The organism is Streptomyces sp. B21-105 (assembly GCF_036898465.1).
Lineage (GTDB): Bacteria > Actinomycetota > Actinomycetes > Streptomycetales > Streptomycetaceae > Streptomyces.
The window spans coordinates 4801138-4814560 of sequence record NZ_JARUMJ010000001.1 but is presented as its reverse complement, the minus strand read 5'-3'; the positions used below and the strand labels follow the sequence as shown (position 1 = coordinate 4814560).

Annotated in this window: 11 protein-coding genes; 7 read left to right on the top strand and 4 right to left on the bottom strand. The window is 71.2% G+C overall.

The window, feature by feature from the left end:
* Positions 1 to 88: 88 nt before the first annotated feature.
* The 3 genes from QA802_RS21695 (at position 89) to QA802_RS21685 (ending at position 4063) form a co-directional block, all read left to right on the top strand.
* Positions 89 to 1915, top strand: a complete 1827-nt coding sequence (locus tag QA802_RS21695) for an acyl-CoA dehydrogenase (protein WP_334525272.1) — start codon at positions 89 to 91, stop codon at positions 1913 to 1915.
* A gap of 447 nt (positions 1916 to 2362) precedes the next feature.
* Positions 2363 to 3685 (top strand): M18 family aminopeptidase, encoded by a 1323-nt coding sequence (locus tag QA802_RS21690; protein WP_334525270.1) that lies wholly within the window; start codon positions 2363 to 2365, stop codon positions 3683 to 3685.
* 126 nt (positions 3686 to 3811) lie between these two features.
* The gene (locus QA802_RS21685; protein WP_334525266.1) at positions 3812 to 4063 is read left to right on the top strand and encodes a DUF6458 family protein; all 252 of its coding nucleotides are present in this window, start codon (positions 3812 to 3814) and stop codon (positions 4061 to 4063) included.
* Between the two features lie 43 nt (positions 4064 to 4106).
* On the opposite strand, the gene QA802_RS21680 is transcribed toward QA802_RS21685, so the two are convergent.
* Positions 4107 to 5948, bottom strand: coding sequence for an NHL domain-containing thioredoxin family protein (locus QA802_RS21680; protein WP_334525264.1), 1842 nt, complete (start codon positions 5946 to 5948; stop codon positions 4107 to 4109).
* A 140-nt stretch (positions 5949 to 6088) separates the two neighbouring features.
* Between QA802_RS21680 and QA802_RS21675 the strand changes: the two genes are divergently transcribed.
* Positions 6089 to 6586, top strand: coding sequence for an LURP-one-related/scramblase family protein (locus tag QA802_RS21675; protein ID WP_319165870.1), 498 nt, complete (start codon positions 6089 to 6091; stop codon positions 6584 to 6586).
* A 46-nt stretch (positions 6587 to 6632) separates the two neighbouring features.
* Here QA802_RS21675 and QA802_RS21670 read toward each other — a convergent pair whose 3' ends face one another.
* A complete protein-coding gene (locus QA802_RS21670) occupies positions 6633 to 7451 on the bottom strand; it encodes a carbon-nitrogen family hydrolase (RefSeq protein WP_319165869.1) in 819 nt (272 codons plus the stop codon).
* Between the two features lie 194 nt (positions 7452 to 7645).
* On the opposite strand from QA802_RS21670, the gene QA802_RS21665 reads away from it, so the two are divergent.
* Positions 7646 to 8470 carry a maleylpyruvate isomerase family mycothiol-dependent enzyme gene (locus tag QA802_RS21665; RefSeq protein WP_334525259.1) on the top strand — a complete coding sequence of 275 codons (825 nt, stop codon included), beginning with the start codon at positions 7646 to 7648 and terminating at the stop codon, positions 8468 to 8470.
* A gap of 95 nt (positions 8471 to 8565) precedes the next feature.
* Here QA802_RS21665 and QA802_RS21660 read toward each other — a convergent pair whose 3' ends face one another.
* Positions 8566 to 9468: a D-alanyl-D-alanine carboxypeptidase family protein gene (locus QA802_RS21660; protein WP_319165867.1), complete on the bottom strand. Its 903-nt coding sequence runs from the start codon at positions 9466 to 9468 to the stop codon at positions 8566 to 8568.
* 242 nt (positions 9469 to 9710) lie between these two features.
* Here QA802_RS21660 and QA802_RS21655 point away from each other — a divergent pair, with 242 nt between their 5' ends.
* On the top strand, positions 9711 to 10406 hold the full coding sequence (locus tag QA802_RS21655) for a GntR family transcriptional regulator (RefSeq protein WP_334525256.1): 696 nt from the start codon (positions 9711 to 9713) through the stop codon (positions 10404 to 10406).
* Positions 10407 to 10486: 80 nt separating this feature from the next.
* A complete protein-coding gene (locus QA802_RS21650; protein WP_334525253.1) occupies positions 10487 to 11734 on the top strand; it encodes an MFS transporter in 1248 nt (415 codons plus the stop codon).
* A gap of 174 nt (positions 11735 to 11908) precedes the next feature.
* Here the strand turns inward: QA802_RS21650 and QA802_RS21645 are convergent, their stop codons facing one another.
* Positions 11909 to 13414, bottom strand: a complete 1506-nt coding sequence (locus QA802_RS21645; RefSeq protein WP_334525250.1) for a dihydrolipoamide acetyltransferase family protein — start codon at positions 13412 to 13414, stop codon at positions 11909 to 11911.
* Positions 13415 to 13423: the final 9 nt, after the last annotated feature.

Genomic DNA, 13423 nt, shown 5'->3' with positions numbered 1-13423 from the left:
GTAGGTACTTGCTACTTGTCGGTATGTGAACTAGCGCGAGGATCCAGTGCCTCGCCCATCTCTCCAACGGATTTCGGGAGCCGTCGCCATGGGGCACTACAAGTCGAATCTTCGCGACATCGAGTTCAACCTCTTCGAGGTGCTCGGGCGCGACAAGCTGTACGGCACCGGCCCGTTCGAGGAGTTGGACACCGAGACCGCGAAGAGCATCCTCGAGGAGCTGACCCGCCTCTCGGAGAACGAGCTGGCGGAGTCCTTCACGGACGCCGACCGCAACCCGCCGGTCTTCGACCCGGAGACCAACACCGCGCCGGTCCCGGCCTCCTTCAAGAAGAGCTACCAGGCCTTCATGGACTCCGAGTACTGGCGGCTCGGCCTGCCCGAGGAGATCGGCGGCACCACCGCCCCGCCGTCCCTGATCTGGGGCTTCGCGGAGCTGATCCTCGGCGCGAACCCGGCCGTGTGGATGTACTCCTCCGGCCCGGCCTTCGCCGGCATCCTCTTCGACGAGGGCAACGACGTCCAGAAGAAGATCGCGCAGATCGCCGTCGAGAGGCAGTGGGGCTCGACGATGGTCCTCACCGAGCCCGACGCGGGCTCCGACGTGGGCGCGGGCCGCACGAAGGCCGTGCAGCAGGAGGACGGCTCCTGGCACATCGAGGGCGTCAAGCGCTTCATCACGTCCGGCGAGCACGACATGTCGGAGAACATCCTCCACTACGTCCTCGCCCGCCCCGAGGGCGCCGGCCCCGGCACCAAGGGCCTGTCCCTCTTCATGGTCCCGAAGACGCTCTTCGACTTCGAGACCGGCGAGCTGGGCGAGCGCAACGGTGTCTACGCCACGAACGTCGAGCACAAGATGGGCCTCAAGGCCTCCAACACCTGCGAGATGACCTTCGGCGACCGCCATCCCGCCAAGGGCTGGCTGATCGGCGACAAGCACGACGGCATCCGCCAGATGTTCCGCATCATCGAGTTCGCCCGCATGATGGTCGGCACGAAGGCGATCTCCACGCTCTCCACCGGCTACCTCAACGCGCTCGAGTACGCCAAGGAGCGCGTCCAGGGCCCCGACCTGGCGAACTTCATGGACAAGGCCGCGCCGAAGGTCACCATCACCCACCACCCCGACGTGCGGCGCTCGCTGATCACGCAGAAGGCGTACGCGGAGGGCATGCGCGCCCTCGTCCTCTACACGGCCTCGGTCCAGGACGCCATCGCGGTCAAGGAGGCGGCCGGCGAGGACGCCAAGACCGAGCACGCGCTCAACGACCTGCTCCTGCCGATCGTCAAGGGCTACGGCTCCGAGAAGGGCTACGAGCAGCTCGCCCAGTCGCTGCAGACCTTCGGCGGCTCCGGGTTCCTCCAGGAGTACCCGATCGAGCAGTACATCCGCGACGCCAAGATCGACACCCTGTACGAGGGCACCACCGCGATCCAGGGCCAGGACTTCTTCTTCCGGAAGATCGTCCGCAACCAGGGAACCGCGCTGAACTCCCTCGCCGAGGACATCAAGAAGTTCCTCGCGGTCGACACCGGCGGCGAGCAGCTGGCCGGCGCCCGCGAACACCTGGCGAAGGCGGCCGTCGAGCTGGAGGCCATCGTCGGCCTGATGCTGACCGACCTCGCGGCGACCGAGCAGGACGTCAAGAACATCTACAAGGTCGGCCTGAACACCACCCGCCTGCTGCTCGCCTCCGGTGACGTGATCGTCGGCTACCTGCTCCTCAAGGGCGCGGCGATCGCCGCCGAGAAGCTGGAGACGGCCTCCGCCAAGGACCGGCCGTTCTACACCGGCAAGATCGCGGCGGCGAAGTTCTTCGCGGCCAACGTCCTGCCGGGCGTCACCCTGGCCCGCAAGGTCGCCGCCGACGTCGAGCTGGACCTGATGGAGCTGGACGAGGCCGCGTTCTAGAAGACCCTCGGGGCCCACACGGGGGGGGGCGCGCTCCGGACCGCCCGGGGACACGCTCCGGTCACCCCGGGTCAACCCCGGGGCCCGCTGCGGATCACCTCCGGGTCACCCCGGGGATCGCGCTCCGGATCACCTCCGGTCCAACACGGGGGCCGGGTTCCGGGTCACCTCCGACACGCGCTCCGGGGCGTCGTCGGGGACACCCCGGGGGCACGCCCTGAAACGCCTCCGGGGTCATGCCCCGGGGCGCCTCCGGAACCACGCCCCGGGGGTGCCTACCAGGCTCCCTTCCGGGGTCCGTGCCGGGCCGCGTTCCGGGTCCGTCGCCGGACGCAATCGGACTCACCAGGACTCACCGGGACAACCGCGCAGCACTCCACACGGTCCTCACGAGGGCCCGCTCCCATCGCCGGGAGCGGGTCCTCGTACGTCGTTAAGGTGAACACCATGAGCGAACCCTCCCGCTTCGACCGCGGCCACACCGACGACCTCTTGACGTACCTGACGGCGAGCCCGTCGCCGTACCACGCCGTGGCGAACACAGCCGAGCGGCTCGAGAAGGCCGGATTCCGCCAGGTCTCGGAGACGGACGCCTGGGACGCCGGGACGCACGGCGTCTCCGCCTCGGGCAGCGGCGGCCGGTATGTGCTGCGCGGGGGTGCGATCGTGGCCTGGTACGTGCCCGAGGGCGCGGCGCCGCACACGCCGTTCCGGATCATCGGCGCGCACACCGACTCCCCCAACCTGCGCGTCAAGCCGCTGCCGGACACCGGCGCGCACGGCTGGCGGCAGGTGGCCGTGGAGATCTACGGCGGCCCGCTGCTCAACTCCTGGCTCGACCGCGACCTGGGCCTCGCGGGCCGGCTGACGCTGCGGGACGGCACGACGCGCCTCGTCGACGTCGGCCGCCCGCTGCTGCGCGTCCCCCAACTCGCCATCCACCTCGACCGTTCGGTCAACGCCGACGGCCTCAAGCTCGACAAGCAGCGTCACCTCCAGCCCGTCTGGGGCCTGGGCGGCGACGTGCGCGACGGCGACCTGATCGCGTTCCTGGAGGAGACGGCCGGGCTGGCCCCGGGCCAGGTCACCGGCTGGGACCTGATGGCGCACTCCGTGGAGCCGCCCGCCTACCTGGGCCGCGACCAGGAACTGGTGGCCGGCCCGCGCATGGACAACCTGCTGTCCGTGCACGCCGGCACGGCGGCGCTGACGGCCGTGGCGACGAGCGGCGCGGAGCCGCCGTACATCCCGGTGCTGGCCGCCTTCGACCACGAGGAGAACGGTTCGCAGTCCGACACCGGCGCGGACGGCCCACTGCTCGGCAGCGTGCTGGAACGTTCGGTCTTCGCGCGCGGAGGCTCGTACGAAGACCGGGCGAGAGCCTTCGCCGGCACCGTCTGTCTCTCCTCCGACACCGGTCACGCCGTGCACCCCAACTACGCGGAGCGGCACGACCCGACGCACCACCCGCGGGTCAACGGCGGTCCGATCCTCAAGGTCAACGTCAACAACCGCTACGCGACGGACGGTTCGGGCCGGGCGATTTTCGCCGCCGCCTGTGAGAAGGCGGGCGTGCCGTTCCAGCACTTCGTCTCCAACAACTCCATGCCGTGCGGCACGACCATCGGCCCCATCACCGCGGCCCGGCACGGCATCCGCACCGTCGACATCGGCGTGGCCATCCTGTCGATGCACAGCGCACGGGAGTTGTGCGGCGACGCCGACCCGTACCTGCTGGCCAACGCGCTCACGGCGTTCCTGCGGGGCTGACGGCGTTCCTGCGGGAAGGACGGCCGGGCCGGTGAACGCGCCGCCGGCGCATGGGAGTCGACCGCCCGGGTACCCGGAGTCCGGTGGTGACCGGAACGGCCGGTACACCGGACAGGAGGCAACACCATGGGCCTCGGCGGATGCATCATCCTCATCGCCGTGGGAGCCATCCTCACGTTCGCGACCGACTGGGACATGCAGGGCGTCAACCTCGACCTGGTCGGCGTCATCCTGATGATCGTCGGCCTGATCGGCGTGACGACCTTCAGCAGCATCGCCCGGCGCCGCCGCGTGATGGTGCCTCCCGCCTCGACCACGGTGGTCGAGACCGAGCGGCACCACCCCCGCGACGGCTACAGCGACGGCTACGGCGTCTGACCGCGACCGCCGCAACCGCCGTGACCCCCGGCCGCGCCGCGGGTCAGGCCTGCGGGTCGAGGCCGGCGAGAACCAGTGCCAGCCGGTCCGCCGCGCCCTCGGTGAGGCGGACCGGGACACCCCAGTCCTGCTGGTGGACGTGGCAGGCCGGGTACTCGTTGGCCGGGCCGTCGTCGCACGAGGCCGCCATCGCGGAGACGTGCAGGACCCCTTCCGGCACCGCCGGATCGAGCTCCAGCGCGCGGGTCAGGTCCGTGCCCGCGCCCTCCCCCTTCAGCAGCAGCTCGGGCGGGGTGGCGGAGACCAGCAGCCGCGTCGACGGACCGTACCGGGTGTCCAGTTTCTGGCCGGCCGGCGCCTGGAAGATCACGTCCAGCCGCAGCGCGCCCGGTGCGACCTCGGTGGCCGCGCGCCGGGTGCGGTGGGCCACCGCGTCCACCGTGACGGCCTCCTCCGGCAGCCGCAGCCGGGTCAGCCGGTGCCGGGCCGACTCGACGACCACGATGTCCTCGCCGACCAGGACGGCGTCGCTGGGCTCCCTCAAGTCCGTCGCCAGCGTGCTGACCTCGCCGGTCGCCGGGTCGTAGCGGCGCAGGGCGTGGTTGTAGGTGTCGCTGACGGCGACCGAGCCGTCGGGCAGCACGGTGACGCCCAGCGGATGCTGGAGCAGGGCCTGCCCGGCCGCGCCGTCGCGGTGCCCGAAGTCGAACAGCCCGGTGCCGACAGCCGTGTGCACGACGCCCGCCCGGTCGACCCAGCGCAGCGCCGACGTCTCGGAGTCGGCGAGCCACAGCCGCTCCCCGTCCGGCGCGGCGGCGAGACCCGACGGCTGGGCGAACCAGGCCTCGGCGCCCGGTCCGTCGACGAGCCCCTCGTTGGTCGTGCCCGCCACGACGCCCACCGTGCCGTCGGCCGGGTCGTACGCCCACAGCTGGTGCACGCCGGCCATGGCGATCCACACCCGGCCGCCGAAGAGCGCCACGTCCCACGGTGAGGAGAGGTCGACCTCGCGCGCGGGACCGGACGTCGGCGACCCCTGCCACCACTGCCTCCCGGTCCCGGCCAGGGTCGTCACGGCCCCCGAGCCGAGGTCGAGGCGGCGCAGGGCGTGGTTGACGGTGTCGGCGACGACCACGGCGGAGTCGTCGAGCAGGGCGAGGCCCTGCGGTTCGTTGAAGGCGGCCGTCTGTGCGCCGCCGTCGGCGAAGCCGCGCACGCCGGACCCGATCCGGCGCACCACCGTCTCCCCGTCCTCCGCGAGCTCCACGAGCTGGTGCCGCGTGGTGTCGCTGACCAGGATGTTCCCGCCGGGCAGCACCAGCGCCTTGCCCGGGAAGCGCAGCGCGGTCGGCTCGGGCTCCGGCGCCACGTACGGTCCGTCGCCGCGCCGCAGGGTGCCCTTCGCGGCGTGCTCGGCCTCCAGCTCCGCCACCAGCCGCTCGATGGCGTGCACATGCCCCTCACCGGCGTGCTGGGCGACGACGTACCCCTCCGGGTCGATCACGACGAGCGTCGGCCACGCGCGCACGGCGTACTGCTTCCACGTCGCCAGCTCGGGGTCGTCGAGGACCGGATGCTCGACGCCGTACCGCTCGACGGCGTCGACGACCGCCTGGTGTTCGGCCTCGTGCACGAACTTCGGCGAGTGCACGCCGACCACGACCACCGTGTCCCGGTGCTTCTCCTCCAGCTCCCGCAACTCGTCCAGCACATGCAGGCAGTTCACACAGCAGAACGTCCAGAAATCGAGAACGACTATGCGTCCGCGCAGGTCGGCAAGGGTGTACTGGTGTCCGCCCGTGTTCAGCCAGCCGCCCTTGCCGATCAGCTCGGGGGCACGGACACGGACGCGGCGGGGGGCCGGGGCCGGTGAGGAGTCGGTCATGCCTCAAGAGTGCCACCGGCCACCGACAGTCCCGCCCCGGCCCCCGCTCCGCCGGTCGCCGCCGCGCAGTCGGGTCATTCCTCGCGCCGTTTCCCGCCCGGGCCGGGAAGGTCCCGCCGGGCCGGGGAAGCGGTAGCGGTATGAGATTCCTCGTGCGCGACCGGCTGCTCGGCATCGGCGACGACTACTGGATCGAGGACGACCGCGGCGACAAGGTCTACCTCGTCGACGGCAAGGCGATGCGGCTGCGGGACACCTTCGAACTGAAGGACACCCGCGGACGGGTCCTGATCGACATCCACAAGAAGATGCTCGCCCTGCGGGACACCATGGTGATCGAGCGGGACGGCGAGCCGCTGGCCACGATCCGGCGCAAGCGGCTGTCGTTGCTGCGCAACCACTACCGGGTGGCTCTGGCGGACGGCCGCACCGAGCTCGACGTCAGCGGCAGGATCCTCGACCGGGAGTTCGCGGTCGAGTACGACGGCGAACTCCTCGCCGTCGTCTCACGGCGGTGGCTGCACGTGCGCGAGACGTACGGCGTCGACGTCGTGCGCGAGGACGCGGATCCGGCGCTGCTCATCGCGGTGGCGGTGTGCGTGATCCACCTCGCCGACAAGGAGCGGCACGAGGACTGAGGCACGCCTGCGCGTCCCCGCGTCCCCGTGGCAGCGGGCCAGCACGTCAGCGGGTCGGGGGGCGCAGGCCGAGGACGCGGTCCTTGAGGGCCGGGAACAGTTCGCGGGTCGTGGCGACCGCGGCCGGGTCGAAGTCGACGGTCAGGATCTCCTCGCCGGGGCCCGCCTCCGCCAGCACCTCGCCCCACGGATCGACCACGATCGAGTGACCCGCCTGCGGAACTCCGGCGTGCGTCCCGGCCGTTCCACAAGCGAGCACGAACGCCTGGTTCTCGACCGCCCGCGCCCGGGCCAGCAGCGTCCAGTGCGCCCGGCGGCGCTCCGGCCAGCCCGCGGAGAGCACGAAGGTCTCGGTGCCGGCGTCCACGAGGGCGCGGAAGAGTTCGGGGAAACGGAGGTCGTAACAGGTGGCGACGCCGACGGTCGTCGCGGGCAGCCGGACCGTCACCGGGTCCTCGCCCGCGCTCATCAGCACGGCCTCGCCCTTGTCGAAGCCGAAGCGGTGGATCTTGCGGTAGACGGCGGCAAGGTCACCGGCGGGGGAGAAGACGAGCGACGTGTTGTAAAGGGGTCCCTCGTCCCCGGCGGAGCCGCCCGCGGCCGACGCCCGTTCCGGGATCGAGCCCGCGTGCAGCCACACGCCGGCCTCGCTCGCCGCCTTCGCCATCGCCTCGTACGTCGGGCCCTGCAAGGGCTCGGCCTCGTCGGCGAACCGCTCGTAGGCGAACGCCCCGGTCGTCCACAGTTCCGGCAGCACCACGAGGTCGGCGGCGGCCTGTTCTCTTACCAACCCGGCGACCCGCACCCGCCGCGCTTCGACCGATTCGTCCTCTTCTACGGCGATCTGGAGGAGAGAGGCGCGCACACTACCACCGTCCTGGCATTCGAGTAGTCCACACGGGCCTACGATCGTCACACGAAAGCACTGCCGGGGTGCCTCACAGCAGCGTAACTTAACGTTTCGTAGAGACCCGCCGACACCTGCCGACAGCCGCCACCTCCCGCTGGCAACGCCGCCACAGCCCACCCGAGTACCGACCGCCGAGGGGTCCCGTTTCCGTGAGTCTGCATCCCACCCTCCAGCCCTACGCCGACGCCTGGACCCACTCCATCGAAGCGATATCCGAGCTGGTGCAGCCTCTGGTGGAAGCGGACTGGAACCGCCGGACGCCGTGCCCGGGCTGGTCGGTCCGCGACATCGTGTCGCACGTCATCGGGCTGGACTGCGAGATGTACGGCGACCCGCGACCCATCCACACCCTCCCGCGCGACCTGTTCCACGTCACCAACGACCTTCAGCGCTACATGGAGATGCAGGTCGACGTCCGCCGTCACCACACGGCGCCGGAGATGACGTCCGAGCTGGAGTACACGGTCATCCGCCGCAACCGGCAGCTGCGCAACGAGACCCGCCAGCCCCACACGACGGTCCGCGGCCCCCTCGGCACCGAGCTCACGCTCGAGGAGTCGATGCGGCTCCACGCGTTCAACGTCTGGGTGCACGAGCAGGATCTGCGCACTGCCCTCGGCCGGCCCGGCAACCTCGACTCGCCCGGCGCGCACATCGCCCGCGACGCGCTGCTGGCCGAACTGCCGGCGGTCGTCGCCGAGAAGGCCGACGCCCCGCGCAGTTCCGCGGTCGTCTTCGACGTGCACGGCCCGATCGAGTTCCTGCGCACCATCCGCGTCGACATCCAGGGCCGCGGCACCCTGGAGACGGCGCCGGCGCTCGGCCCCGCCGCGGCGTTCACCCTCGACTGGGAGACGTTCGTCCGCCTGGCCTGCGGCCGGGTCACGGCGGACGCGGTCGCGGACCGGGTGAAGGCGGAGGGGGAGCCCGAGCTGACCGCGGCGATCCTGCGGAACTTCGCGATCACCAAGTAGTTCAGGGGGCAGGCCCCGAAGAAGCGGACAACGCGACGGGCCCGCCGTGTGGATCACGGCGGGCCCGTCGCGAACGTTCAGCGGTCGGCCGGGGGTCAGCCCAGTCGGGCGAAGCCGTAGTTCAGCAGCTTCGTCGCGTCGGTGGCGCGCACCGACGCGTTGGTGGAGGCCAGCACCGTGCCCACGACGGTCTTGCCGCCCCGGGTGGCGGCGAAGACGAGGCAGTACTTCGCCTCCGGGCCGGAGCCCGTCTTCACGCCGATGGCACCGCTGTAGCTGCTCAGCAGCGTGTTCGTGTTCGTCCAGGCCCCCATGGTGCGGACCGAGCCGGTCTTGGTGACCGTCTTGGCGGTGTACGACTTGGTCTTGACGACCGCGCGGAAGTTCGCGTTCTTCAGCGAGTTGCTGGCGAGCTTCGTCAGGTCCTTGGCGGTCGAGTAGTTCGCCCCGCGGCCGATACCGTCGAAGGAGTCGAAGTGCGTCCTCGTCATGCCGAGCGTCTTCGCCTTGCTGTTCATCTTGGCGATGAAGTTCTTCACGCGGGCGTCGCGCGTCGTGCCCGTGCCGAACTTGTCGGCCAGCGCGTACGCGGCGTCACAGCCGGACGGCAGCATCAGCCCGTAGAGCAGCTGACGGACGGTCACCTTGTCGCCCACGATCAGGCGGGCGGAAGACGCCGTGTTCGCGACGATGTAGTCGCTGTACGCCTTCTGGATGGTGACCTTGGCGTCCAGGTTCAGGTTGGGCTGCGACAGCACGACGTTGGCCGTCATGATCTTCGTGGTGGAGCCGGTGGACAGCTTGGTGTCCATGCCCTTGTTGTAGAGCGCCGCACCGTTCGCGTTGTTCATCACGAAGCCGGTCTTGGCGGCGATCGTGGGCGTGGCGACAGCCTGCGCGGGTGCCGCGGTGAGGGCTCCGGTCGCGAGCACTGCGCCGGCGGTGACGGCAACGGCTGCGGCCCTGCGGACTCGGATGCCCTTGATAGCGGTTATCAACTGAAATACCCCGATTACGTCGAATGCCCCTGCGATGCGGCCAAGTTCAAAGGGGAAAGAGGTGGGCCGCACATGTGTGACACGTAAGTAGCACACAAAGTTGTGCGCCTGCCGGGCGGAATTTCCGATTACTTGATCCATTCCTTACCCGGACCCGATGACGACGCCCGCCGGACCGCGTGCGCGGGTCCGCATTCTGGACCCGCCCCCCGTTGCGTACGTGTTGTATCTAAGCTGTGGGCATGCAGTCCGCCGCCCCTCCCGCCTCCCTTCCCGTCCCTGCTCCCCTCCCTGCTCCCGTCAAGCAGCCGCCCGCCGCAGACCGCGTGTACGCCCACGTCAAGCAGGGTGTCCTGAACCGCCGTTACCAGGGCGGCGCGCTGCTCACCGAAGGAGAGCTGGCCGAGGCCGTGGGCGTCTCACGCACCCCGGTGCGCGAGGCGCTGCTGCGTCTGGAGGTGGAGGGGCTGATCAAGCTCTACCCCAAGAAGGGGGCCCTGGTCCTTCCGGTCTCCGCGCAGGAGATCGCGGACGTGGTGGAGACCCGGCTGCTGGTGGAGGAGCACGCGGCGCGCAAGGCGGTGCCCGCGCCGGCCGGACTGATCGAGCGCCTGGAGGAACTGCTCGAGAGGCAGCGGGAGCAGACGTCGGAGGGCGACCTGGCCGCGGCCGCCGTGACGGACCGCTGTTTCCACGCCGAGATCGTCCGCAGCGGCGGCAACGAGATCCTGTCGCGGCTGTACGACCAGCTCCGCGACCGCCAGCTGCGCATGGGCGTCGCCGTCCTGCACTCGCACCCGGACCGGATAGCCAAGTCCCTCACCGAGCACGAGGAACTGCTCCGGGCGCTGCGCTCCGGCGACGCCGACGCGGCCGTCGCCGTCGTCCACCGGCACATCGGCTGGTTCTCCCACCTGGCCCGCGGGGAGGTCCGGTGAGCGGCGCGGCCCGCGGCCCGAACTCCACTCTTCCGGGTGACACTCCCCCAGAGGGGACACCCCCGGGTGGACGGAGCGCGATGGCCGTCTGGGGGATCGGTGTCTCGGTCTACTTCGTCGCCGTCATCTTCCGTACGTCGCTGGGGGTGGCCGGCCTCGACGCCGCCGACCGCTTCCAGGTGAACGCCTCGGCCCTGTCCACCTTCTCGATCCTCCAGCTCCTCGTGTACGCGGGCATGCAGATACCGGTGGGCCTGCTGGTCGACCGGCTCGGCACGAAGAAGGTGCTGGCCATCGGCACCGTGCTGTTCACGGCCGGTCAGCTCGGCTTCGCCTTCTCCCCGTCCTACGGCACCGCCCTCGCCTCTCGCGCGCTGCTCGGCTGCGGGGACGCGATGACGTTCATCAGCGTGCTGCGGCTGGGCAGCAGGTGGTTCCCGGCGCGCCGCGGCCCGATGGTCGCGCAGCTCGCCGGCCTGGTGGGGATGGCGGGCAACCTCGTCTCCACGCTGGTGCTGGCCCGCCTCCTGCACGGCGTCGGCTGGACGACGGCCTTCGCGGGCAGTGCGCTGGCTGGTGTGGTGGTCCTGGTGCTTCTCGTGCTCTTCCTGAAGGACCACCCCGAAGGCCACGAACCCGAGCCGTTCCCGCACCGGGGCACCGCGTACGTGCGCCGTCAGATCGCCGCGTCCTGGCGCGAGCCGGGCACCCGGCTGGGCCTGTGGGTGCACTTCACCACCCAGTTCCCGGCGATGGTGTTCCTGCTGCTGTGGGGCCTGCCGTTCCTGGTCCAGGCGCAGGGGCTGTCCCGGGCGACGGCCGGTGAACTCCTCACCCTGGTGGTCCTGTCCAACATGGTCGTCGGCCTGGTGTACGGGCAGATCGTGGCCCGTCATCACGGGGCGCGACTGCCGCTGGCCCTGGGCACGGTGGGCGCGACGGCGCTGATGTGGGCGAGCACGCTCGCCTACCCGGGCGGCCGGGCGCCGATGTGGCTGCTCGTCGTGTTGTGCGCGGTGCTCGGCGCGTGCGGCCCCGCATCCATGCTCGGCTTCGACTTCGCCCGCCCCGCGAACCCGCCCGAGCGGCAGGGCACCGCGTCCGGCATCACGAACATGGGCGGTTTCGTGGCCTCGATGACGACGCTCTTCGCGATCGGCGTGCTGCTGGACGCGACCGGCGACGACTACCGGATCGCCTTCTCCTTCGTCTTCGTGCTTCAGGCCCTCGGCGTCAGCCAGATCCTGCGGCTGCGCGGGCGGGCGCACCGGCGGGAGCGGGAACGGCTGGTGGCCAGCCGCGTGGAAACGGTGCACGTGCCGGCCTGAGGACAGCACCTCCGGCCATCACGCCTGAAGGCGGCACCTCCGGCCGTCACGCCTGAAGGCGGCAGTTCCGGCCGTGCCCGATGTCGGCACGCCTGCCCGTTTCATCAGGGCTGGTCGTGCGAGGAGCCGCGCCCCGGGTGTCCGGAGCGCGGTTTCTCGCGTCGGGCCGACCGCTCAGCCCCAGGTGATCAGTTTCTTCGGCTGCTCCAGGATCGCCGCCAGATCGGCCAGCACCTTGGAGCCCAGCTCGCCGTCGACCAGGCGGTGGTCGAAGCTGAGCGCCAGCGTCGTGACCTGGCGGGGCTTCACCTTGCCCTTGTGGACCCACGGCTGGAGCTTGATCGCGCCGACCGCGAGGATCGCGGACTCGCCTGGGTTCAGGATCGGCGTGCCGGTGTCGACGCCGAAGACGCCGACGTTGGTGATGGTCACCGTGCCGCCCTGCATGGCGGCGGGGGAGGTCTTGCCCTCCCGTGCCGTCGACACCAGGTCGCCCAGCGCCTCGGCCAGCTGCGGCAGGGTCTTGGCGTGGGCGTCCTTGATGTTCGGGACCAGCAGGCCCCGCGGTGTGGCGGCCGCGATGCCCAGGTTGACGTAGTGCTTGACCACGATCTCCTGCGCCGCCTCGTCCCACGAGGCGTTGATCTCCGGGTTGCGCTTGATCGCGACCAGCAGGGCCTTGGCGACGAGGAGGAGCGGGTTGACCCGGAGGCCGTGCAGGTCCTTGTCCTGCTTGAGCTCCTCGACGAGCTTCAGCGTGCGCGTCACGTCGATCGTCACGAACTCCGTGACGTGCGGCGCGGTGAACGCCGAGCCGACCATCGCCGCCGCCGTCGCCTTGCGGACGCCCTTGACCGGGACCCGGGTCTCCCGAGCCGGGTCGTACGAGGGAGCGGGCGCTGCCGTCGGCGCGGTGGCAGTGGCGGTGACCGGGGCCTGGGTCTGCGGCGGCGCGGGCTCGGCCGCCGGTGCGGCCGGGGCCGTGGGAGCCGTCGGGGCCGCCGCCGCGTGGACGTCCTCGCGGGTGATGACGCCGTCCGGGCCGGACGGCGTCACCGTGGCGAGGTCGACGCCCAGGTCCTTGGCGAGCTTGCGGACCGGCGGCTTGGCCAGCGGCCGCTCCTTCACGGCCGGCGTCGCGCCATGGCCGTTCAGCTCGGCCTGGAGCGTCGCCGGAACCCGCGCGACGGTGATCTCCGGGCCCTTGCGCGGACGGCGCTTGGTGGAGGACGCCGCCACGCCGTACCCGACGAGCACGGGTTGCCGGCCCGTCCCGGCCGGCTTCGGCGTCGGCTGCGCCTCGGGCTGCTTCTCCGGCGCCGCCGGCGTCTGCGTGGCGGCCTGCGCCGGCGCCTCGGCGACCGAGGCGGCGACGGGCGCCGCAGCGGGGGCGGCGAGCGCTCCGGCGCCACCCGCCCCGCCCGCCACGTCGACCGCGATGATCGACATGCCCACGTCGACCGTGGCGCCCTCGGGGAAGCGCAGCTCGCGCACCACCCCGTCGTAGGGGATGGGCAGCTCGACGGCGGCCTTGGCCGTCTCGACCTCGCACACCACCTGCCCGTCCGTCACCGTGTCGCCGGGCTGGACGTACCACTTGAGGATCTCGGCCTCGGTGAGCCCCTCGCCCACGTCGGGCATCTTGAACTCGCGTACGGACGCTTCCGTCATCGTCGTCACGACCCTCTC

Coding starts and splice junctions, on each gene's coding strand:
- QA802_RS21690 (WP_334525270.1), top strand. CDS start 2,363: ATGAGCGAACCCTCCCGCTTCGACCGCGGCCACACCGACGACCTCTTG.
- QA802_RS21695 (WP_334525272.1), top strand. CDS start 89: ATGGGGCACTACAAGTCGAATCTTCGCGACATCGAGTTCAACCTCTTC.
- QA802_RS21675 (WP_319165870.1), top strand. CDS start 6,089: ATGAGATTCCTCGTGCGCGACCGGCTGCTCGGCATCGGCGACGACTAC.
- QA802_RS21655 (WP_334525256.1), top strand. CDS start 9,711: ATGCAGTCCGCCGCCCCTCCCGCCTCCCTTCCCGTCCCTGCTCCCCTC.
- QA802_RS21680 (WP_334525264.1), bottom strand. CDS start 5,948: ATGACCGACTCCTCACCGGCCCCGGCCCCCCGCCGCGTCCGTGTCCGT.
- QA802_RS21650 (WP_334525253.1), top strand. CDS start 10,487: ATGGCCGTCTGGGGGATCGGTGTCTCGGTCTACTTCGTCGCCGTCATC.
- QA802_RS21685 (WP_334525266.1), top strand. CDS start 3,812: ATGGGCCTCGGCGGATGCATCATCCTCATCGCCGTGGGAGCCATCCTC.